The 23314-nt window shown below is 43.9% G+C and carries 18 protein-coding genes; 8 read left to right on the forward strand and 10 right to left on the reverse strand.

Annotated features, from left to right (window positions below; translation table 11 throughout):
• Nucleotides 1-258: 258 nt before the first annotated feature.
• Complete coding sequence (locus BIW15_RS11635; RefSeq protein WP_005498809.1) at nucleotides 259-1164, reverse strand: LysR substrate-binding domain-containing protein; 906 nt, start codon at nucleotides 1162-1164, stop codon at nucleotides 259-261.
• Nucleotides 1165-1428: 264 nt separating this feature from the next.
• Here BIW15_RS11635 and focA point away from each other — a divergent pair, with 264 nt between their 5' ends.
• A complete protein-coding gene (gene focA / locus BIW15_RS11640; RefSeq protein ID WP_025518169.1) occupies nucleotides 1429-2880 on the forward strand; it encodes a formate transporter FocA in 1452 nt (483 codons plus the stop codon).
• Between the two features lie 119 nt (nucleotides 2881-2999).
• Here focA and BIW15_RS11645 read toward each other — a convergent pair whose 3' ends face one another.
• From BIW15_RS11645 to BIW15_RS11655, 3 genes are all read right to left on the reverse strand, one after another.
• Nucleotides 3000-3569: a YceI family protein gene (locus BIW15_RS11645; protein ID WP_017447579.1), complete on the reverse strand. Its 570-nt coding sequence runs from the start codon at nucleotides 3567-3569 to the stop codon at nucleotides 3000-3002.
• A complete protein-coding gene (locus BIW15_RS11650; protein WP_077281072.1) occupies nucleotides 3566-4105 on the reverse strand; it encodes a cytochrome b in 540 nt (179 codons plus the stop codon). Before BIW15_RS11650 ends, BIW15_RS11645 begins: the two co-directional genes overlap by 4 nt.
• 174 nt (nucleotides 4106-4279) lie before the next feature.
• Nucleotides 4280-4522, reverse strand: a complete 243-nt coding sequence (locus BIW15_RS11655) for a DUF2164 domain-containing protein (protein ID WP_005454378.1) — start codon at nucleotides 4520-4522, stop codon at nucleotides 4280-4282.
• A gap of 214 nt (nucleotides 4523-4736) precedes the next feature.
• Between BIW15_RS11655 and BIW15_RS11660 the strand changes: the two genes are divergently transcribed.
• Both BIW15_RS11660 and BIW15_RS11665 read left to right on the forward strand, forming a co-directional pair.
• Nucleotides 4737-5369: a hypothetical protein gene (locus tag BIW15_RS11660; protein WP_015313219.1), complete on the forward strand. Its 633-nt coding sequence runs from the start codon at nucleotides 4737-4739 to the stop codon at nucleotides 5367-5369.
• Nucleotides 5370-5557: 188 nt separating this feature from the next.
• A complete protein-coding gene (locus BIW15_RS11665) occupies nucleotides 5558-6346 on the forward strand; it encodes an EAL domain-containing protein (RefSeq protein WP_015313218.1) in 789 nt (262 codons plus the stop codon).
• Nucleotides 6347-6385: 39 nt separating this feature from the next.
• Here BIW15_RS11665 and BIW15_RS11670 read toward each other — a convergent pair whose 3' ends face one another.
• Nucleotides 6386-7639, reverse strand: coding sequence for a DEAD/DEAH box helicase (locus BIW15_RS11670; protein ID WP_005479127.1), 1254 nt, complete (start codon nucleotides 7637-7639; stop codon nucleotides 6386-6388).
• Between the two features lie 78 nt (nucleotides 7640-7717).
• Nucleotides 7718-8314 (reverse strand): ACP phosphodiesterase, encoded by a 597-nt coding sequence (locus tag BIW15_RS11675; protein WP_025556278.1) that lies wholly within the window; start codon nucleotides 8312-8314, stop codon nucleotides 7718-7720.
• A 577-nt stretch (nucleotides 8315-8891) separates the two neighbouring features.
• Between BIW15_RS11675 and BIW15_RS11685 the strand changes: the two genes are divergently transcribed.
• Complete coding sequence (locus BIW15_RS11685) at nucleotides 8892-10322, forward strand: methyl-accepting chemotaxis protein (RefSeq protein WP_031850472.1); 1431 nt, start codon at nucleotides 8892-8894, stop codon at nucleotides 10320-10322.
• 552 nt (nucleotides 10323-10874) lie between these two features.
• Here the strand turns inward: BIW15_RS11685 and BIW15_RS11695 are convergent.
• The 3 genes from BIW15_RS11695 to BIW15_RS11705 form a co-directional block, all read right to left on the reverse strand.
• On the reverse strand, nucleotides 10875-11543 hold the full coding sequence (locus BIW15_RS11695; RefSeq protein WP_020842100.1) for an HAD-IA family hydrolase: 669 nt from the start codon (nucleotides 11541-11543) through the stop codon (nucleotides 10875-10877).
• A 183-nt stretch (nucleotides 11544-11726) separates the two neighbouring features.
• Nucleotides 11727-13478 (reverse strand): HD domain-containing phosphohydrolase, encoded by a 1752-nt coding sequence (locus BIW15_RS11700; RefSeq protein ID WP_077281073.1) that lies wholly within the window; start codon nucleotides 13476-13478, stop codon nucleotides 11727-11729.
• Between the two features lie 70 nt (nucleotides 13479-13548).
• On the reverse strand, nucleotides 13549-14058 hold the full coding sequence (locus BIW15_RS11705; protein ID WP_020842098.1) for a hypothetical protein: 510 nt from the start codon (nucleotides 14056-14058) through the stop codon (nucleotides 13549-13551).
• Nucleotides 14059-14328: 270 nt separating this feature from the next.
• Here BIW15_RS11705 and BIW15_RS11710 point away from each other — a divergent pair, with 270 nt between their 5' ends.
• The 4 genes from BIW15_RS11710 to glgC all read left to right on the forward strand — a co-directional run bounded on the left by BIW15_RS11710 (nucleotide 14329) and on the right by glgC (nucleotide 19796).
• Nucleotides 14329-14802, forward strand: a complete 474-nt coding sequence (locus tag BIW15_RS11710) for a CreA family protein (RefSeq protein WP_005454218.1) — start codon at nucleotides 14329-14331, stop codon at nucleotides 14800-14802.
• A 131-nt stretch (nucleotides 14803-14933) separates the two neighbouring features.
• Nucleotides 14934-16238, forward strand: a complete 1305-nt coding sequence (locus BIW15_RS11715) for an inosine/guanosine kinase (protein ID WP_077281074.1) — start codon at nucleotides 14934-14936, stop codon at nucleotides 16236-16238.
• Nucleotides 16239-16476: 238 nt separating this feature from the next.
• The gene (locus BIW15_RS11720; protein WP_077281075.1) at nucleotides 16477-18225 is read left to right on the forward strand and encodes a formate--tetrahydrofolate ligase; all 1749 of its coding nucleotides are present in this window, start codon (nucleotides 16477-16479) and stop codon (nucleotides 18223-18225) included.
• 356 nt (nucleotides 18226-18581) lie between these two features.
• Nucleotides 18582-19796 carry a glucose-1-phosphate adenylyltransferase gene (glgC, locus tag BIW15_RS11725; protein WP_005498778.1) on the forward strand — a complete coding sequence of 405 codons (1215 nt, stop codon included), beginning with the start codon at nucleotides 18582-18584 and terminating at the stop codon, nucleotides 19794-19796.
• Between the two features lie 108 nt (nucleotides 19797-19904).
• Here the strand turns inward: glgC and BIW15_RS11730 are convergent, their stop codons facing one another.
• On the reverse strand, nucleotides 19905-23069 hold the full coding sequence (locus BIW15_RS11730; protein WP_029840743.1) for a chitinase C-terminal domain-containing protein: 3165 nt from the start codon (nucleotides 23067-23069) through the stop codon (nucleotides 19905-19907).
• Between the last annotated feature and the right edge of the window lie 245 nt (nucleotides 23070-23314).

The raw sequence follows: 23314 nt of genomic DNA on the forward strand, positions 1-23314 counted from the left end.
CCTGCTCGGCGACTATCGCACCCTTTTGGTTTGATAACTGCCTTCATACATTGAAATCAAGAACCAATACTAGGCACATCGCGCCAGTTTATCGGTGATAATGATCACAACAATATCACCTTTCGTTTCATGTTTTACACAAATTATTTGACGCAACCGATAAATCAACAGATTTAGAAAATAATAAAAAACAGAGATGGACGAATAAAAGAAATAAAAAAGGCTCTGCAATGCAGAGCCCATTAAAATTGATAGTACCTATAAGACGGATGGTTTGCCCTTCATCATGCGCAAACCTTCACGCTTGATGCAATCGACCAACGGGTTTTCGGCCATATCCGCACGCCAAATAAAGGACAATGTGCGCTCCATTTTCAGATCTGGTACGTTTAGCGCGACTAAACGTCCAGCCTCAATGTAACGTTCAACATCCAAATATGGCAAACAAGTTAAGTATTGTCCGTTAGCCACCAAGCTGCGCAACACAGGAACGTGTTCGTACTCACGCCATACATCTAAATCTTCAATCAAATGATGAATGGAGCTATCAAAGGTTTTACGAGTACCTGAGCCATGCTCACGCAACACCCATTTCGCCTGCTCTAATTGAGCTAAACTGACCGAAGGGTTACGAGCAAAAGGATGATGAGAAGCTGCGACTACAGTAAGGTGGTCACGACACCAGATTTCTTGGTGTAAACGGTTATCGTCACAACGTCCTTCAATAATGCCTAAATCGTATTTGTAATCTAACACGCCATCGATAACCCCTTTCGTACTTTGTACGCCTAGCGAGATTCGCATCTCAGGAAAATCGTTATCAATGATACTGATAAGGTCTGGCACCAAGTGTTCTGCTGGTGTTTGGCTCGCACCAAGACGGATCTCTCCGCTTAACAAATGTTGCTCATAGAATCCCATTTCTATCTGCAAGGCATCTTGCAATAAACGCTTTGCTTTTGGCCTTAACCACATCCCCCAATGTGTTAGGGCCATTTGCTTTCCTTGCCTTTCAAATAAAGGCCTGCCAAGCATTTTTTCTAACTGCGCGAGCGACATACTTGTCGCCGATTGTGTCAGAGCCAGTTTGTCTGCGGCCTGGCTTACACTGCCGGTATCTGCAACTGCGTCGAAAACCGCTAATTGCTTAAGAGAGTAGCGCAAAGTGTCCTCCATCATGGGCGAGTATTCCCATACTCTCACAACCTCAAAAACATGCCCCAATAAGCAATAGGGTTCATTTTACTCTGCGTTAAAAACTTATCAAATAATTTGATGAGATTTCTAAATATTATCAATTTTACCTGTACCACTGCCCGCCCTATTCTGGATATGCGGTTCGGGAACACCGCAAAACAAAAACAACAATTCATTTTTGAGCTAATAAATCAAGGAGCTTTTTATGGAACCACAAACTAAGGAGTCATTATGGCGGTGACCAGTTCTCAAACTCACCAGGACTTTTCTCCTAAAGAGATGATGGCTGAGGCGGAGAAATTCGCATTAAGTAAAGCAAACAAAACCAGCAGCATGACACTTGGCCTAGCAATCATGGCCGGCGCGTTTATCGGTTTGGCATTTTTGTTTTACATCACAGTGACAACTGGCAGTGCGAATACAGGTTGGGGTTTAAGCCGCTTAGCCGGTGGTATCGCCTTCAGTATGGGGTTAATCCTTATCGTTATTTGCGGTGGTGAGCTGTTTACCAGTTCGGTGCTTTCCAGCATTTCATGGGCAAACAAACAAATCTCTTTCGGCAAAATGTTGTCGATTTGGGGCAAGGTTTACGTAGGTAACTTCATCGGCGCAATGTTTTTGCTTGCTCTTGTGACTGCGGCAGGTTTGTACCAAATGGATGCAGGCCAATGGGGTTTGAATGCTCTTAATATCGCACAACACAAACTGCACCATACATTGCTTCAAGCCTTTGCTTTGGGCGTTCTATGTAACCTACTGGTTTGTCTTGCAATTTGGTTGACGTTTAGTTCTGCAAACGCAATGACGAAAGCGCTTATGACCATTCTTCCAGTTGCGATGTTCGTCAGCAGTGGCTTTGAGCACTGTGTGGCAAACATGTTTATGGTCCCACTAGGCATCGTTATTGCCAATTTTGCCCCTGAATCATTTTGGGCATCTGTTGGTGTACCGGCTTCCCAATATGCGGATTTAAATGTCGCACACTTTATTAGTGCGAACTTAATTCCAGTAACGTTTGGCAACATCGTCGGTGGCGCGGTACTCGTTGGTTTGGCTAACTGGTGTATCTACCGCCGTCCAGAGTTAAAAGCAGCCAATGTTTCATCTATCACAAATACAACTCAGTTATCGTCAGTTAAGGAAATCACAATGAAAAACGCATCTTTCGTAAAGGACATCATGAATCCAAAACCGGTTACACTCAGCGTGGAAATGCCTGTAGCCGCAGCTCTTGATACTCTATTAGACAACAATCTAACAAGCGCACCAGTGGTGGATCTCCACAATCGTTTAGTTGGTTTCTTCTCTGCACACGACGTGATGGTTGAACTGTGGTGTCAAGATTACATCCCAGTGAAAGATCAAAAAGTGGTTGATTTGATGAGCCGTGATGTTGTTGCAATTGATGCTGGCGATCGTTTGGTGGATGTGGTCGAGTTCCTATGCATCGACAAAGAGCAACTATACCCAACAAGCAGCATGGGGATTGCAACTCGCCTAACTTCTCTATCTCTAGAAGAACGAGCTAAAAGCATGAAGGTTAGCAAGCCGCAAGTATTGCCGGTTCTTGAGAATGGTCAAATGGTTGGTGTTGTTACTCGCCAAGAAGTTCTTAAAGCCCTACGTCCAGTATTCGGTGAGCGACTAAACCTTGTTGAAGATAAAGAACTAGAAACTGCTTAAACAATAAAGAAAGAACGAACAATAACAAAACGCTAATTGTTAGAAACTAACAGCGTTACATGGCACCAATAAAAAAGCGCTCTTGAAACCAAGAGCGCTTTCATTTATTTAAAGCGTAATTACTTCTTCACGCCTTCGATATGCAGTTCCATATCAACGTAGCTTGATGAACCCATTACTGGGATATCGAAATCAGCAAGCTCTAGACGAGTTGTGCCAACAAAACCAGCACGCTCACCACCCCATGGGTCGTTACCTGCACCAACAAACTCAGCTTCGATAGTAATAGGCTTAGTCACACCGTGTAGCGTTAGATCACCCGTTACGTCTAGCTTACCATTACCTTTATCAACCACTTTCGTGCTCTTAAAAGTCGCTTCGCTGTATTTGCCAGCATCAATAAAATCGCCGCTGCGGATGTGTTTATCACGCTCAGCGTGGTTTGAGTCTAAGCTTGTGGTGTCAACTACTACGTTTACTTTTGATCCAGCAATGTTTTTTTCATCAAAAGAAAAGTCACCAGAAAAAGTATTAAAACGACCTTTGATGAAGCTGTAACCTAAGTGGCTAACTTTGAAGTTGATAGACGCGTGAGCACCTTTCGTATCGATAACGTAGTCTGCAGCCTGAGCACCTAAAGGCAGTGCCATAGCAATTGCTAGTCCTGTAGCGAAGAGTGACTTTTTCATTTTGAAGCTCCTAACATTTTTCTTAATGTGTTGTCTTTATCGATAAAGTGATGTTTGAGCGCAGCGACAGCGTGTAAACCTGCAATTAGGATCACAGCCCAAGCTGCATAGAAGTGAATTTCACCTGCGATATCTGATTGACCAGAAAATAATTCTCCTGCGCCGGGTACAGTAAACCAATTGAATACTTCAATACCGCGACCATCAGATGTAGAGATGAAGTAACCTGAAACAAAGATTGTGAGAAGTAATAAATACATCACACCGTGTGCCGCTTTAGCTGCGACGACTTCAAATCGACTGCCTTCTACTTTTGGTGACGCCGTAACATGCTTCCACACGATGCGACCCACAGTAAGAATGGCCAGAAGAATACCGACAGAGCGATGATAATGTGGCGCAGTTCGATACCATTCGCTGTAATAGCTAAGATCGACCATCCACAAACCCACAGCAAACAGACCAATAATGCAAAGCGCAGAAAGCCAGTGCATTACTCGAGCAGGCAGGTTATAGCTTTTTACCAGTGTTTCCATCTCACGTTCCTAGATATATTCCTAAGTTAATGTTGAGCAAGAAACACAACATTAACCTATTTACCTTATATGAAACAGATTATTTACCATCCTTTACATCCAGCCAATCGCACCGTATCTATCAACTTGTTCGAAAATTTTGAAGGAACTTTGGCGTATTTAATGCGCAAAAGCTTAAATTGATACTTCTTGCTCTATCTCGTAAAGCTCATCAGACATTTCAAGCATTCGACGTTCTATCACGGCTTTCGCATCTTCAACGCCTTTGTTGTAATAGACTGCGCCTAGTTTATCGGTAATAAAATCTATCAGAAATTCGCTGTCAAACTGGCCAATCTCAATGCTGAGTTCATCCTGCATATAATCTTGAATTGCCGACGCTAATGTTTCTTTTTGGGCTCTTTCTAACTTAATCATGCGTGTTCCTTTTAGTGCGGCTTAATGGGGAATTCGCTAACCGTTACGAAATAATCGAGTTTCGTCTCGATTGTGTAGCCTTTAATCACCCCAAATTCGTATTGCTTCTAATTTTGGTGTTTAGATCAAGAAGTTGCTGATCTAAATTAGTCTATTCTGAAAAGACTATGCTAACCTTTTGCGGTTCGTTTTGTTAACCATTAAGGGATATTCTTTGCTACTCGACCTAGTGATCCAAAGTGTCAATGATTTTCAGGACGATTGTCTTAAACTGTGTGAGAAGCATTATCCTGCCGTACATAACCAAGGTATGAGTGAACACCATCTTGGTCTTGCATTTTCTCGCCGCATGGAACACACCTTCCGTCATTTTGGTTACAACAGCATCGTAAGACCGATTGAAGTACTCGACGCTCCAGACCTACCTCACCACTATCGCATTTCTTCTGAGATTGGAACGGTTTGGGTGTTAAGCCATCACATGGTCAGTGCCGGTAAATCGTGTCGCGAAAACTTGTTGTCTTCAATTACCGAATGGCAAAGCGAATATGGCTACGCTCTCCAACCTAACGACCTACTCTTTCTTGTTTGCGATCATTGGATCAGTCGCAGTAAAACCAGCCGAGAACTGCTCCATTGGTGGATGGGCGAATTGCCGGATCAAATCAACGAATACACTGAGCAAGGCATCACTCTTTACACCAGTGAATCTCAGCTCACTCAATCCCTTGATACTCGCTTTGGTATCAGCCCTTGTTACATCAAATTTGGCCACCCTTTGCGTCGTTCTAACAAACAGCAACTGGTTCGAAAGTACTTGCAGTTGTACGCCGTATTACAGTGGTAGTATCAAATTGCAACAGGTAGATTATCAGTCTATTCATACATTTGTTTGATACGGCTCGATAAATCTAATCATCTCGTATTAACCCTCTTGCCTCATATGGCCTAGCCCAATTAGATTCTGACTACTGAAATCAAAGTTGGTGTCCATGTAACGCCAATCAAAAACCATTGATCTAGGTTGTCGTAATAATGATGAGCATCTCGCAGCTTCTTGGCTGCATTTCTAAACAAGTAGATGGGCAGTACATCGCGCAATATGAGGAGTTGACACTTCGCAGTGTCTTCCAACCCATTTATAAAAAGGATCTTTCCATCATCGGCTTGGAAGCCTTAGTGCGAATCAGCACTGCTGATGGTTCTATGATACGTCCGGATCTCTTTTTCCAATCTCCTTCCATCTCTGAACATGTTCAACTTAATGTCGAGCGACTTAGTCGCCTTATTCACATCAAAAACTTTGGGCAATCTCGTTACCGCAACAAAAAGCTCTTTCTTAATGTGCTTCCCAGAGCTGCAGAAATGCTGGCGAAGGACCTTTCATACAGCCATCTACTGAAGCAAGTTATTTGTGAGGCGGATTTACGTCGAGAACAAATCGTGATGGAGTTAGTTGAATTAAGCGCAGGCGATGAGTCCTTTCTGTACAAAGCGACGAAAGAACTGAGTGACGGAGGCTTTAAACTTGCTATTGACGACTACGGCATTAATGCCTCAACCATCGAGCGAGTGAAATGCGTTCGACCAGACATCATAAAGATGGATCGTTCACTGCTATTGAAATACGAAGACGGGGATTTTTCTGCGTTAATAGAAGCGTTAGCGCTCGCGAAAGAACTGAGTTCAAAAACCGTTATCGAGGGAATTGAAACCGAGCATCAACTTAACTTAATGAAAAAACTCGGTTTCGATATGTACCAAGGCTACTTGCTTGCGATGCCTCAAACCCTAGAAATGTACGAGGAAGCCAAAACGGCCTAAGACCGTCTTGTTAAGCACCGCTGCCTTTGAATTCCTGGATTACTTGCGGTGCTTGCCACGATTTTTATGAATCGCGAGTTTTGCTTTTAGTTTGCGCTTTTCTGACGAGCGACTCTTACGACGACCGCCACCATCACGCTCAGGTTCTACCTCTTCGATTAGACTTGGTTCGAATCCCTCTAGCCATTCTTGAGGCAAACGTTGGTCTAACAACGTTTCGATCGCACGAAGCAGATATTCTTCATCTCGGCTCATTAACGAAACGGCCAAACCGGATTTACCCGCGCGGCCAGTACGACCAATACGATGTACGTAGTCTTCGGCTTTAAATGGCATATCAAAGTTCACCACTTGTTCAAGCTCTTGAATATCTAGACCGCGAGCCGCCACGTCTGTCGCAATCAGGGCTCGAACTTTACCTTGCTTGAATTCATCAAGTGCACGCTGGCGAGCACCTTGCGATTTATCACCATTAATCGAAACCGCTTTGATACCATCCAGTTTGAGCTCCTTTGCAAGCTCATCGCTACCTTGTTTGGTTTTAGTGAAAACAAGTACTTGTTGCCAGTTTCGTGAACCAATTAAATACGCTAGCAACTCACGCTTACGCTTTTTATCAACTGGATACACCATCTGCTTAACCGTTTCTGCCGTTGTATTCGCTGGAGACACTTCCACTTCAACAGGAGAATCCATCAGTTTGTAAGCGATGGTTTTAATGCGTTTTTCAAACGTCGCAGAAAACAGCATGATTTGTTTGTCATTCGGTAGTCGACGAAGAATGCGTTGCAGATCAGGCCAAAAACCCATGTCCAACATTCGGTCAGCTTCATCAAGCACCAACACGCCAGTTTTAGAAATGTTTACGTTGCCGTTAAACAAGTGGTCTAACAATCGGCCCGGCGTAGCAATAAGAATATCCGCGCCCTCTTCCAACTTGTTCTTTTGCACGCCAATACTTGTACCACCGTACACACAAACAATACGTAGATCCGTGTGTTCCGCGTATTGCGTTAAATTGTCAAACACTTGCTGCGCCAATTCACGAGTTGGAACTAGGATGAGGGCGTGAGGTGTGCCATTACGTTTCTTTTGCTGTACCGCCTGAATAATCGGCAAACCAAATGCCGCCGTTTTACCGGTACCCGTTTGCGCAGCCGCAAGAAGATCTTTGCCTTCCAGTACGTGTGGAATCGATTTTTCTTGGACTGGCGTTGGCGTCACAATATTCATATTGTTCAACGTTTCGACTAACTGTTGTTCAATGCCAAGATCAGCAAAATTAACGGACATGATAAACCTCATAATTTTTGGAGCGCAGAGTTTACCAGAGCCGCCATAGCCATACTACCTCTTCGCCAAAGGATTAAGTTATGAACTGATTAGCTGTTGGTGAAATTCAAGTGATTGGCGCAGCACGTCTTGATAAAGCTCTGAGAAATTCGCCTCTAACGCTGCGTATTCACCATCTAACACCTCAAACGTTGTCGTCAAGTCGGCCATTCTCGGGCTTCGCTGAGACATCCGATGCAGTGCAAACTCGATGTTGGAGAGATCTTGATAAGATTGCAGCCAGCCGCCCCGCCACATGCGTTGATGCAATAACATAAAACGCGCAGGAAGCGGTTTGTGAACATCTTGGTCTACTTTTTGAAATGCGAACTCGACAAAGTCGTCTAACGACTCTTGATGAAAATCATTCCAATGCTTGGCTAAACAATGGTCCCAAAACATGTCTAGCGCAATTGGCGCGAAGCGTCTCGCTACGCCTTTAAAATGTGGCTTACATTCTTCGACAATAGGGTGATGATCGGTAATTCGGTCAACGAAGCGGTGGAGTTTGATGCCATTAGTAATGTCAGAATCGTATAGCTTGCTTGGATCTCCTTTGACGAAGTCTCCAAGCAAGTTTCCCATAAAATGGCTATTACAGTGATCTGCAATATGCAGGTGGGCTAAAAAGTTCATTTACCGTCTTTCGCCCTTCTTGGCTCGGTGTTTCATGAACTTAGTATAACGTCTAAAAGAACGTAAAGAGAGTACTAAACGGTACTATTCGTTTTCGTTGTCAGAGCCAACGTATTCCGACAAAATAATGCCAATTTCAAGCGCATCTAGCAGCTCTAGGCTTTCGTCGTTTTGGTATTGGTCGCTCATTGTGACCTCCTTTATGAAACTATGAAACATTGCGGTTTCAACTTACTGCCACCATTCCTATTTCATTCGGTGACAGCAACTCCTTTTTATAGACTTTATATGACACATTCATGACAGCGAAAAGTAAAGATTTAAAAACCTATGAGCATAATCATAAGTAAACGATTGCAGCATCGTTACTCTTCTCTGCCATCTTCACTTAGATAGCTGGAATTACATCGATATTTCTATCATTAAAAGACATAACATACTGTTATAGGCGACCCTAGATCTCATTTTGTAAAATAAACTCACCCTTCGTTACATATTTTGCTGATTCGCATCGCATATTTTGTTTCGATATACCCATAGATTTGTTCAATATCTTTTATCTCTAATGGAGTAATCAATGAGAGAAGTTGAGTTTAGAACGATAGACCGACTATTTATTAAGATGTCTATCAACGACAAAATGTGGGTTATTTTCCTCCTATTTCTGGTGGCACTCACTTCGGTAGCAGGAAGCCGATACCTAAATGATTTGCATCAGTTCGAGCAACAATCTATCGCCAACGTGCAAGCAAAACTAGATGGCATCATCGAAGCTAATCCCACAGATATCTATCAAATTACTGGTATCTCAAAAGCTAACCATCAACAAAAGAGCTTGTTTGCAGATGGCGTTACCACGGTTTATGGCACAACCTCTGCGGGTGAGCTTGTTCGATTGACCGAGCACGCTGGCAATCAATACAACGCCCTGCGCTCCGACGCCCTTACCTCTTTCCTTCTTAGTTTTCTATGGGTTTTACCGTTTGCAGTATTTTGCTATTGGGTAGCGACATTCATCGGAGGTGCTTTGTGGGTGCTATACACCACAACAGAGAAAATTGGTGACGGTGACTTAACTTCTCGATTGGGCTTTCACCCTGGCCGTGACGAGTTTGGCACCATTGGCTGCGCACTAGATAAGTCGATGGATACATTAAGCGAACTGGTCAATAGCGTAAAAGAAAACGCCAATACGCTAAGTGAAACGTCATCTGCATTTGAACAAGACATGAAACTGAGCGAAACACAGATTACGCACCAGTACCAAACACTTGATTCTGTCGCAACCGCAATGGAAGAAATGACGGCGTCTGCCAAAGAGGTTTCGAGCATCTCTCAACAAGCGACCATGCAATCGGATCAAGATGCACAAAAAATAGAAACGAGCCGTAGCCGTGTACAGCACGTTATTGCTGAGATCGAAACCTTGTCGAGCTACATCGAGCAAGCTTCTTCATCAGTCACCAACTTAAATGAAAACACTACGCAGATTAATGATGTCATCACGACCATTAATGCGATTTCTGAGCAGACCAACCTGTTAGCTCTCAATGCCGCTATCGAAGCGGCTCGCGCAGGCGAACAAGGCCGCGGTTTTGCCGTTGTAGCCGATGAAGTCCGAACGCTGGCAAGTCGTACACAACAAGCCACGGTAGAAATCCAAGCCATGATTGAGAAGCTGCAATCGGAAAGCCAAAACATCGCTTCGATTACTGGTAGAACGGTCAAGCAAGCTCAAACAAGCAGCCAGTTGATCGATGAAATTGGTCAAGATTTCACAGCGATTGCGGACTCGGCTCGTTCATTGATGGACATGAGCATTCAAATCTCCACTTCCGCGGAGGAACAAAGTGCGGTTGCGAATGATATCGCCTCTGAGCTTGCTGATATCCGTACTCAGTCCAGCACAATTCGAGAAGTGGCGGAGCAGTCTACTGTTGGTGTCGCGAACTTAACTAAAGCGTCGGTTTCACTCGGTGAAGTATTAGAGCGTTACCGCACTGCTTGATAACAAGGTAATAACAAATAAAGGCTCCTAATTGGGAGCCTTTATTTTCTACATTTGTATTCACTTATTTGTTTCGAGAATATAACTCGCATTCACTTTCTCTACGTACTTGTCTCGTACTCATTCTTTGGTGTAATAAAACCGAACTTATTGAATAATTTGAAGTCTATTTGAGGAGTGAAAGGAAAATAGCATTGATCAAATACCGATTGGGAAACGGTTTATTTTGAAGTGAATCTCAAGTTCTCCTTGTACCTGATGAAATAATGTTCAAGCGGACGGCGTTCCGCTATGCTTAACCTGCCAATTCCAATTTGCTGCTGGAAAACAATATGAATAATTACAACGATACAAAAGACAACGAAAACCTAAACTGCCCTATTTGCCAATGTGATGAATACTTAATCTCATCAAACGGTGAAAAATTCACGTGTGCTGCTTGTGGATTCCACACGAAAAATTTCTCATCCATTCAATGCCTTTACCAAGCTCCATATTTACAGTCAAAAATTAAACAAATTCATAACCTAAGTCATTCTCGTCATTAAACGGTTAAACAGAGCAGCCCATGAGCTGCTCTTTTAATTCATCCAAATGTTGAATGCGAATAACTCGGTCATCGTCGACTCGGTTAATTGCCTCACCATTAAATAGCTGGACCGTCTTAATTCCGGCATTCAACCCTGCTTCTACACCTTTGGGTGTATCATCGATATACAAACAATCGCTAGGCAAAAAGCCCATGCTCATCGCGCTGTACATGATCAAATCAGGTTCAGGTTTCCAACTATTTGCTTCAAACGCAGAGAATACTTTTCCTTTGAATGCATCAAGCAGACCGGTTAACTCAAGTGCGTATTCAATTTTATCTTTGGGACCATTTGACGCGACGCAGTATTCAATATTGTGAGAGTCGAGGAATTGGATCAGCCTTTTAGCGCCATCCATTGGTTGTAAATGACGAACAAACAATTTTTGAACTTCTGTTCGGTATTGGGGTTCAAGAACATCAATAGGAACATTAATGTTCATCAACTCTTTGGTATCAAGAAGAATATCGGCCAGTTTTCCACCTTTAAAGTGAGAAACACATTCTTCCATCGTTAACTCTGCACCGTGTTGATTAAATACATTCACTAGTGCTTGGCAGCATAAACGCTCACTGTCGACCAACGTGCCATCACAATCAAAAATCACGCATTTAATATTGGTAATTGCCATAGCCTTCCCCTAGACGCATTTGTCGATGTCGCTGATCAAACTTATTTTTTAATACAAATGTATGGCTTAATCATATTTGAGTTTAGATTTGTTTAAACGACAGACTTGGCATTTCGTAGAAATGGGGAAAAGCAATTCCTGTTTTTCTAAGCAAGATCACCGAATGTAATCTTGCTCAGTTTGTTATGCATCAGGATACATGTATCGAACTTCGATGAAGTCATCTAAATTATCTAGCAACAGTTGGCATAATATTGGGTCAAAGTGTTTGCCTTGTTCCAACTTAAACCAATCGACGACTTCATTAATTGTCCAAGCCCGTTTGTAGCAACGCTCTGTTAATAATGCGTCAAATACATCAGCAATTGCGACAATGCGTGCGAAGAGATGAATGTCCTCACCTTTTAGATTATTTGGATAACCTGTACCGTCCCATTTTTCATGGTGTTCGTAGGCAACCACCGCTGCTAATTTGGTGATGTCGCCCTCTTTCATGTTCAGCAACTCATAACCTTTAATGGTATGTTGCTTCATGATTTCACGCTCTGAACTTGTCAATGCGCCAGGCTTATCGAGAATCGATTCTGGCACGGAGATTTTACCGACATCGTGCATAGGGCTAATGATTTCAATCATTTCCACTTCACGATGCGTCAATCCGCAAAGTTGAGCCAAACGACGAGACAGTTTAGCTACACGTTTTACATGTTGGCCAGTTTCTCCAGAGCGACTTTCAATCGCCTCACCCAATACGTGAATCATCTCTTTTTGGACGTTTAGCGTTCGTTTTTGAAGCAACACAATTTTTCTATTTTTCTTATCAATCTCTTTGCGTTGGCGAATAGTCATAAACTGAATCACAACAACAAGAGAAAGCAGCACAATAATGCCGCACGTGAACAACAGTGTTTTGAGGTTTACTTTAAACAGTGGCGGTGGCGCATTAAGAATTTCAGCGTTTTTAGGGATGTCATAATGGCTGATTTCATACTTTGTGAGCGCCTTATAGTCCAAGACCGCTTCAGTGATAGCCAGCGCATGCGCCGCTGACGTCAGAGACATCCCCATCTTACTCGCCATTATCTCCGCAGCTTCATAACCAAATTGCTCAGAACGGTTCACAAAGCCACCCAGTATTCCCGGCTCGCCTAAATAGAGTTCCCACATCACAAACACGGGGGCACGGCTTTTTGCACCAATAGCTCGAGCCACTTCTCTGTAGGTGTGATATTTACCTGAATCCCCTTCCGTATTGTAGTGAGTCAACAAAACCGCATCATTAGCACTGACTGTAGAAAGCTGATTTGCCGCCTCTTGTAGGCTCGCGTCTCTGATTTCAATCAAATTGATACGTGGAAACTTGTTCATCTCTGCTTTTACGCGTTGATATATCAGTTCTGAGGTCACACTGCGATCGGCAAGGTAATACAAATTTTTGATACGGGGACGCAAACGATTGATCAGCGCTATGTTTTCGACCACGCGATCTTCTTCGTAAATCACACTGCCATTTGTACTTACTGTATCGAGAGAAGAGCCTTTATCATTAATCCCAATCGCGACCATAGGAACATTGCGCTTGGGGTTCTGAAAATAATTTCTGACGAAACGCATGGCTGCGTCGTCAGAGATAATTACACCATCAAATTCATAAGCTCGATATTTAAACCGAAGATAACTCGCCATTTGTTGCAAATAGCCTTCGGAATGAACACGCTTCGCGTCCAAATATTCAATGGAAAGTTTGACTTCGCCGTCAGTTTGCTTGAACCCCTTTTCGATTCCCGCCTGAATGTCATTAGTCCATTGATAAGACGGATCGTAGGAGTGAAGCACGAGAACTCGTTTGAGCTCCCAATTTGTTTCCTCTGCTTGTACGGCAACCGTTCCTATGCACAACAAAAGAGTGAGAAAACGCGCTAAACGCTTAACCATTTTTTACCCAGCCGAACCAATGCAATGCTGCATATAGTAGCGCTTCATTTTTAAATGAAGCCGATATTGATCAACTTTCTATTATAATTGTGTCACATAATTTGTGATCACTATTAAGTCTTTTCGCAATATCCGCTGAAAACTGTTGTTTATCTAAAGATTGAGAAACGGCCACGTCAGAAATCAGCGTGTTACCTTCATAGCTACTTGCAATGGCGGCCCCCACCGGGTTGCCATCTTTAAAACCAACGTACAACTCAAAATCCGGCGTTAAGATAATTTGGGTAAGGTATTCAACTATCATCTCTTGGTCATACTGTTCTTCCCAACGTTGAGACTGAAGAATCGAAAACATAATAGTCAGTCGATGAAAATCCACGAGGAAAATGTCATCAGCCTGCAAATTCGCTTCGCCTTCCAACAAGGAGTCTTTAGCAACGATTTGGTATTCTTGAGCATTTATTGCTTGGAAATAGGTTTCGCGACCTTTCAAGCTTTCAGGAGTGGGAAATTCAACTTCGACGAGATCGTGCAGCCACGCATTTTTGCGTTCGATGCTGGCTAACTGCTGTTCATTCATTTGAGTACCTTAAATATCTCAGGCTACAGAGTAGTAGCGAGTCAAAAACGAGGGCTGTATATGAGCCATCACGCCAATATTCCGAAAACCTAACAGGGTTTTCTATATCGCATTGACTCAACTCTTAAACATGAACTCGCTTTGAAGCGGTACATTAGCATGAAGCCCTTAACAAACCTAGCTAAAGTCCTGAGGTTGCGCCAAATTTTGTTTTAGATGCCAACGTCTGATAGATTGAATCTATATATTTTTCTAATTAAGGACGGAATAATGAAAAAACGTTTGCTTGCTTTAGGTTTGGTTACCATTCTTGCGGGCTGTGGCAACGATGAGGTTGGTGATGTCTCTTTGGGTATGTTTACTATGAAAGACATAAAACTGAATACGCTCGTAGACCCTGAAGTTCCAGGCGTCACTTGTCATGTAGCGAGCATCGAAGCGGACTTCAGTTTAGCGGACCCAAGCGACAGTTCAATTTCTTGCCGTCAAACTGGTGAAATTACACCTGAGATGATTACTAAAATTGATAAGAGCAAATCAGGTGAAGTGGTATTTAAAAAGTCCAAGAGCGTTTTCTTCAAGTCGATGAAGATTCGCCGTATTTATGATCCAGAAAATCAAACCTTGATGTACCTTTCTTACTCAACTAAAGAGACATCAGGCAGCTTCAAACACAGTCTATCAACTGTACCTCTTTGGGGTACGAAAGCTTACATCCAACCGACTGAAGCTAAGATAAATTAAGCTCAATTCGCTTACGAATTCGTCAGCCCGCTGCATTTTTCAGCGGGCAAATTTCTTTGCAATAAAACACCACGATTTTCATTTTTTTGTGATACAATCCCGCCTCTTTTTTTTCTCACTCAAGAACAAGCATGAAGTTTCCTGGTCAGCGTAAATCTAAACACTACTTCCCAACTCACGCTCGAGATCCATTAGTCAACCAAATTCGACAAGCGCCTAAGCTATACCGCCCAACCATTGTCGGTGTTGGTCAAACCATCGTAGATATCGAAGCTCGTGTGGATGATGCGTTTCTAGAAAAATACAATCTAAGTAAAGGACATTCTCTTGTTCTTGAAGAGAGCAAAGCAGATGCATTGTATGAAGAGTTAGTAGAGCAAGGGCTGATCACACACCAGTACCCTGGCGATACTATTGGTAACACGCTGCACAATTATTCTGTTCTAGCAGACAGCAAATCTGTATTGCTTGGCGTAATGTCAAAGAACATTCAAGTGGGTTCTTTCGCCTACCGCTACCTTTGCCGTACGTCTTCACGCATGAACCTAAACCACCTACAAACGGTAGATGGTCCGATTGGTCGTTGCTACACCCTTATCTCTCAAGATGGTGAACGTACATTCGCGATCAACGAAGGTCACATGAATCAACTTCTTCCAGAAAGCATTCCTGAAGAAGTATTTGAGAAAGCGTCTGCGCTTGTTGTTTCTTCGTACCTAATGCGCGGTAAAGAAGAAGACCCAATGCCTAAAGCAGTACAACGTGCGATTGATTTTGCCAAGAAGCACGATGTACCTGTTGTTCTTACTCTAGGTACAAAGTACGTGATTGAAGGCAATGCGGAATGGTGGCAAGAGTACATTCGTGAAAACGTATCTGTTGTGGCTATGAATGAAGAAGAAGGCGCGGCGCTTACAGGCGAAAGCGATCCACTCGCTGCTGCGGATAAAGCACTTGAGTGGGTAAATCTTGTTCTTTGTACTGCAGGGCCAAACGGTCTTTACATGGCAGGTTACACTGACGAAAAAGTGAAACGTGAAACTACACACGATATTCTTGAAAGCTCTATTGAGAAATTCAACAAGTTTGAGTTCAGCCGCGCAATGCGCAAAGAAGATTGTGTGAATCCAATGAAAGTGTATTCACACATCGGTCCATACCTTGGTGGCCCTCTAGAAATTAAGAATACGAATGGCGCGGGTGATGCTGCACTGTCTGCACTGCTGCATGACATGGCTGCAAACTCTTTCCATCAGAAAGAAGTGCCTACTTCAGAGAAACACGAAGTACGCTGTCTGACGTATTCATCACTTTCTCAAATTTGTAAATACGCGAACCGCGTGAGCTACGAAGTGCTAACTCAGCACTCTCCTCGCCTATCGCGAGCTCTGCCAGAACGCGAAGACAGCTTAGAAGAGACCTACTGGGATCGCTAAGAAGGTTAGCTTTAGAGCAAAAAATATACTTAGGTCACCGTTTGGTGGCCTTTTTGTTTTGATCTAGCGCAGTATTTAGTGGATTTTGTTACTATGTAGCACGCGAAGGCGCACGAACTTCTTTACACCTAATTTTTAACCAGTATTATTTTCGCGCAAACGTTTGCGCAACAACGATACAGTCTACATAGATTGCTTGATGTTGAACGCCGCGTGTTAGCCATATTTGGGAGTATCCATGCAGTCTGATATTGAAATTTGCCGAAACACACCGTTATCTTCCATCGATGTTATCGCTGAAAAAGCAGGTCTATTGCCTGAAGAATTTGATACACATGGAAAATACAAAGCCAAAGTACACCCTAAGTGTTTAGCCCGCCTGAATGACAACCAAAACGGCAAATTGGTTCTGGTCACCGCGATTACCCCAACTCCACTAGGTGAAGGCAAAACCGTGACAACCATTGGCCTTGCTCAAGGACTGGCGAAGCTAAAGCAATCCGTGATGGCATGTATTCGACAGCCATCAATGGGGCCTGTCTTTGGCATCAAAGGTGGTGCCGCAGGTGGCGGATATTCCCAAGTTGCGCCAATGGAAGAGCTCAATTTGCATTTGACGGGTGATATTCACGCCGTTACGGCTGCACACAACTTAGCGTCTGCAGCTTTAGATGCGCGCTTATTCCACGAGCAGCGCGAAGGATATGACGCCTTTGAAGCTCGAACTGGTTTAAAAGCATTAAAAATTGACGTTGAAAGCATTACTTGGAAACGCGTGATGGACCACAACGACCGTGCACTTCGCATGGTCAAAATTGGTTTGAACGAACATGGCAAAACCATTAACGGATTTGAGCGTAACGAAGGGTTTGATATTTCAGCCGCATCCGAGTTGATGGCCATTATTGCGTTGGCAAAAAATCTTAAAGACTTACGTCAGCGCATTGGCAAAATTGTTGTTGCTTATGATCTCGACGGTCAGCCTATCACCACAGAAGATTTACAAGTAGCAGGTGCGATGGCCGTAACGTTGAAAGAAGCCATTGCACCAACATTGATGCAAACGCTTGAAGGTGTCCCTACTCTGATCCACGCAGGCCCTTTTGCTAACATTGCGCATGGCAATTCTTCTATTATCGCTGATGAGATTGCGTTAAAACTTTCGCGTTACACGGTAACTGAAGCAGGATTTGGCTCTGACATGGGATTTGAGAAAGCCTGTAATATTAAAGCAGCGGCTGCCAACAAAGCGCCTGACTGTGTGGTGATTGTTGCGACGTTAAGAGGCCTTAAAGCGAACTCCGGCCACTACGACTTGCGCCCTGGCATGGCAATTCCAGATTCGATTTTCTCGCCTGACCAAGCGGCATTGGTAGCCGGGTTTGAAAACTTAAAGTGGCACATCAAGAACGTCCATAAATATGGAATCCCAGCCGTTGTTGCGATTAACCAGTTCCCTCAAGATTGCGAACAAGAACTCATCGCGCTTCAAGATCTCATTCACGCATTCGATCCAAATGTTAAAGTCGCTATCAGCACTGCTTTTTCCCAAGGTGGTGAAGGTACGAGAGATCTAGCACAACATGTCGTTGATGCTTGCGAAAAAACCACGAATTTCCGACCTCTATATCAGAAACATCAATCCCTTCAGGAGAAGCTGATGTCTGTGTGTGAAGCTGGATATGGTGCGACAAATGTTGAAATGAGTGAACTTGCAACTCAGCAATTGGCTCATTTTGAAAAACTAGGGTTTAACGAATTAGCTGTTTGTATTGCTAAAACGCCACTTTCTATCACCACCGATTCTTCAGTAAAAGGCGCGCCAGTTGGCTTTACTGTTCCAATTCGTGAACTGCGTTTATGTGCCGGTGCTGGCTTCGTGTACGCATTATCGGGTAGCGTTATGACCATGCCCGGTCTTCCTGACAAGCCAGCGTTTATGAATCTTGACCTTGATGAAGATGGTAATATCATCGGTTTGTCATAATGAGCATCATTTAAATGAAATCAAACACAAAGGGAGCTAGACAGCTCCCTTTATCTTTCTGTTTTTAATAGGTTTTACATTGTAAATCAATAATCTCTTTAAATCCCCAGATTCTATACCGCCCCAATATGATGCATTGCCTATTTTTTAATTCACTAATATAGTGCATCAACTCTCGGTCACAAAATTCATCATTTTGATTTTTAAAGAAATATTCAATGGCGCGATTCTTGTACTACAGTTTGCAGTAGCTAACAAACAAACCAGCACATGTCATTCTAAATTGTTGCGTTGTATAACACCTCCTCCGGTTAAGCACGGTTTAGACGCATGTAGAACAAGGGAAAGGGAATATTATGCAAGACGCACTCGCTGTAATTTTAGCAGGCGGGATGGGCTCACGACTTAGCCCACTCACTGATGATCGAGCCAAACCTGCGGTACCATTTGGCGGCAAATACAGAATCATCGATTTTACGCTAACCAATTGTCTTAATTCAGGTTTACGTAAAATTCTAGTGCTTACTCAATACAAATCTCACTCACTACAAAAGCACCTTCGTGACGGTTGGTCGATTTTTAATCCCGAACTTGGTGAGTACATTACGGCAGTTCCGCCTCAAATGCGCAAAGGTGGTGCATGGTATGAGGGTACCGCCGACGCCATCTACCACAACTTGTGGTTACTATCGCGGAACGACGCAAAATACGTTGTTGTGTTATCTGGTGACCATATTTATCGTATGGATTACGCAGCGATGCTTGAGGAGCATAAAGAGAAAGGGGCAAAGCTGACCGTCGCTTGTATGGATGTTCCAGTAAAGGACGCCTCTGCTTTCGGAGTTATGGGAATCGCTGAAAACGGACTGGTTAAGTCTTTTGTCGAGAAGCCCGAAAACCCACCTACTCTTCCAGACGATAAAACCAAGAGCCTTGCATCAATGGGGATCTACATCTTTGATATGGATGTGCTCAAAGAAGCGCTGACCGAAGATGCGAAACTGGAAACGTCTAGCCATGACTTTGGCAACGACATTATTCCAAAATTGATCGACACCGAATCGGTTTACGCTTACAAGTTTTGTGGCAGCAAAGGTCGTGTCGATAAAGATTGTTACTGGCGTGATGTCGGGACAATTGACTCCTTCTATGAAGCAAATATGGATTTATTGGAACCAGTACCTCCGATGAACCTTTACCAATCTAACTGGGCTATCCGCACTTACGAACCTCAATTTCCACCAGCGAGAACCGTCTCTTCTGCAACAGGAAACGAAGGTATTTTCATCAACTCGATCATAGCTACCGGTGTTATCAACTCAGGTGGCTCAGTCCAGCACTCGATCATTTCATCAAATGTGCGCATTCAAGACAGCGCGACCGTTGTGGATTCCATCATTTTTGATGATGTAGAAGTCGGTGAAGGCAGCCAACTGGTGAATTGCATCGTCGATAAACACGTTCGCATACCACCGAATACACAAATCGGCATCAATAAGGTTGAAGACGCCAAACGCTTCAAAATCTCAGAAAAAGGCATTGTTGTTATACCGGAGAGCTACCAGTTCTGAAAGTCCTCAATTCAAACGACAACATGAACGAAAAAGCGCACGATAATTACCGTGCGCTTTTGTTTAAGTACCTATGAAAGTTAGGTAATAACAGTTAATCAATAATGATTAGATGTTACATACTGTAGCCCAGCTACCGTCGCTACCTGGTTCAGAAGCCGTCCACCAGTTTGCTTGGTAAACCACACCATTGTGGATGACTTTATCACCTTGGTTTGCATGGCTTGGGTTACCTGCCCAGTCAGTTTGTGGCAGATTTGGGTATGTTACCAAACCAGCAGTATCACAAGAACCTGGTTCAGTTGTACCGCCACCGCCAGTACCCGCGTTTAGGTCACCGATTGGTAGGTCTGGTTGCTCAAACTTGAACGCAAACTCTTTACCACCAGAAATCACTGAGTAGTTCGCAGGACCAGAGATTGGTAGGTAGTAAACCATATCAAGCTCGTAAGTACCGCCTGCTGGCAGATCTTTCCATGCTGGTAGAGAGAACGATACGCGGTGCATTACGCCATCCAAACCACCGATGTTGTTTGCACGAGTATGTCCAGAAGCAATCACTTTCAAACCGCCACCAGATTGGTCTTTCGCGTTGTCCGGCGCAGATACTGGGATATCGAATTGGAATTCAGTACCGCCAGGGATCGCTTGACCTGTGTTGTTCGTAAATGTGATCTTAGGGTTAATTGGGTAGTTTTGGTCGCCAACTTTGAAGCCGCCAACACTAACAGTAATGTCTACTGCTTCAGTTGGTGTTGGACCAGTCGCTACTTTGTTACCGTAAGGCGTTGCAGACTTAAACTTGTCGTAGATAGCTTTGGTCATAGTGTTACCCATGTGGTATTCACCATTACCTGCAGCACACGCTTGTTCAGTTGCATCGATAGCAGTACGGTTGCCATTTGCATCTAGTACGTAACAGTTGTAGTCACCTGCTAGTTCCCAGAACATGATACCGCCGATTTCTTTATCGATAACGTAGTCCGCTTTCACTTCGATAGAAGCTTTATCTTCTGTAGATAGGAATACGCCCTTCTCCGCGTTCCACAACCAAGGTGCTACAGCAACACTGTCGTAATTACGAGTGTACGTACCAACCAATTTGTCAGAAGGATCGTTCACTGGATCTAGACCGTAAGCTTGAGCGTAAGAACCCCAAATGCCTTTCTCTAGGTTCTTCGCGTGCCACATTGGGTTCGAGCCTGCGCCCATTTCACGACCTTGTGGATCTAAATCGTGCCACATGTTGTCGATGCCGATAGCACCGTTACCACAGTTGTTCTTCTCACCTTCACCTGTGCCTGGTTGACACTCAGCTTGGTTAGGTAGCGCTGCTCGGCCCCAAAGACCATTGTCACCACCAGTTACGCCTTGCCAACCACGGGTGTAATAAGGAACACCGATGTTGATACGGCCTGCTGGCATAGAACCACGGAAGTAATGGTAAGCCCAGTCAGTATTCAAGTAACCAATACCGCCATAAGCTGCTGTGCCGTATACGTTCCACTGTGCTAGCTCAGAGTCTTTGCCTGTATCGAATAATGCCGCGTTGTGGCCAACGTGATCGTTCCAAGCACCGTGCAAGTCGTAAGACATGATGTTTACGTAGTCTAAGTACTTAGTTACATCGAAGGTTTCCATACCGCGTAGCAGGTAACCAGATGATGGCGCTGCGATAGTCAGCATGTAATGCGTACCATCTTGAGCAGAAGCTGCATCTAGTTTTTCACGAAGTACTTTCATCAGCTCTTGGTAAGAAGCCCATAGGTACTGACGACGTGGTTCCATGAAGTCTTTATCGTAAGGGTTACCAGCACCAGCCATTGATGTTGGGTATTCGTAGTCGATATCCAGACCATCGAACTTGTACTTACGCATCATTTCAACTGCAGAAGCTGCGAACTTCTCAATGCCAGCATGGTTGATAGAACCATCAGCATTGGTCGTCATTGTGTAGAAGCCACCATCAGCAACACGATCGCCATTTGCATCGAAGTGACCGCCGGTTTCAGCCCAACCACCAATCGAGATTAGCGTCTTAACATCGTGTTTTTGCTTGTAAGTTGCTAGTGCACCAAAGTGACCTTTGAAACCAAGCGTAGGATCGACTTCAACACCTGGCCATGTTTTGCCAGTTGCAGCGTTGTTTGGATCATTAACATCGCCAACGTTCACTTTACCGTCAGAACCAATGCTCACAAACGCGTAGTTGATGTGAGTTAGCTGTTCCCAAGGAATGTCTTTAACAAGGTAAGTTGATTGTGGGTCATCACCTGCGCGCCAGCTCGTGAAGTAGCCGATGACACGACGTGGGTGATCCGCCCCCATTTTCTCACGACCTTCTTCGTCGTAGATTGAACAGTAAGGTACGTCCACGCCTGTTGTTTGGTAAAGACCGTCTGGACGACAGTTAGATGCCACTGCTCCACCATTTACAGTTAACGTAGCAATTGCAGAGTCTGTGCTTGCACCTGCGTTATCTGTCGCTTTCGCGTATACCGCTAGAGCGCCCGCTTTTGAAGGCGTTACGTCTAGTGTGTAAGGGGCAGCTGTTGCTGTGCCAGCTAAAGCGCCAGCAACGTAGAAGTCAACTTTAGCAATGCTACCATCCGCGTCTGCTGCGTTAGCAGTAAGCGTAACAGTACCGCCTAAGTCGATTGAAGTAGCTGAAAGCGCAACATCCACTGTAGGCGCTTCATTACCTGGCTGAGCTGAAGCAATCGTAAGCGTTACTGAACTTGCAGTACTTACCGCGCCAGCGTCATCATAAGATTTAGTTGAAAACTCGTGTACGCCTTCAGTTGCAGTCCAAGATGCAGTGAAAGGAGCCGAAGTAGACTGACCAACTAAAGCACCATCAACAAAGAATTCAACTTTGCTAATTGTGCCATCAGTGTCTGCAGCATCTGCGGCTAGGTTAACCACTTCACCAGCGGTGATAGATGCCGACGCAGAAGGAGCGGTTAGAGTCACCGTCGGGATTTCATTTTGTGGTGGATCAACAGGACCTGTTCCATCACAAGCACCAAGAGATTCCCACTCGCCCCACTGGCCAGCTTGTGCAGGGTTATTGTTTTGCGTCCAGTAACGCGCTTTGTATGCGTTACCTTCGTGCTGAACTTGGTCGCCGCCATTATAAACTTTTGACGAATCCCAAACTTCTAGAGGGGCACAATCAACCGCTGCGTAGCTGTTGAAGGCCAATAGACAAGATGCAGTCAGCGTACTTAGCGTAAAGACACTTTTCACTGCTTTCCCGTTTTTAAGGTGCATAATCGCTCTTCCTTAAGTTATTGTTAAAACAATATTAAACGTGTTTGAAACAACACGTTCTTACTTTTATTTCGACGTAAAATAACTTAAGTACAAGTTGGAAATTTCACACTATGTATTTGCGAGTTTTCAACACCACCTCTCAAGAATCCACTAAATGGTTGCAACAAAATACCTATTATTTGGCACCAGCAACTAATTTTATAATTCGAATAAATAAGTGACTCGCAAATTAATAAAAAAGG

Origin of the sequence: Vibrio sp. SALL6 (genome assembly GCF_002002385.1) — a bacterium.
Classification (GTDB): domain Bacteria; phylum Pseudomonadota; class Gammaproteobacteria; order Enterobacterales; family Vibrionaceae; genus Vibrio; species Vibrio parahaemolyticus.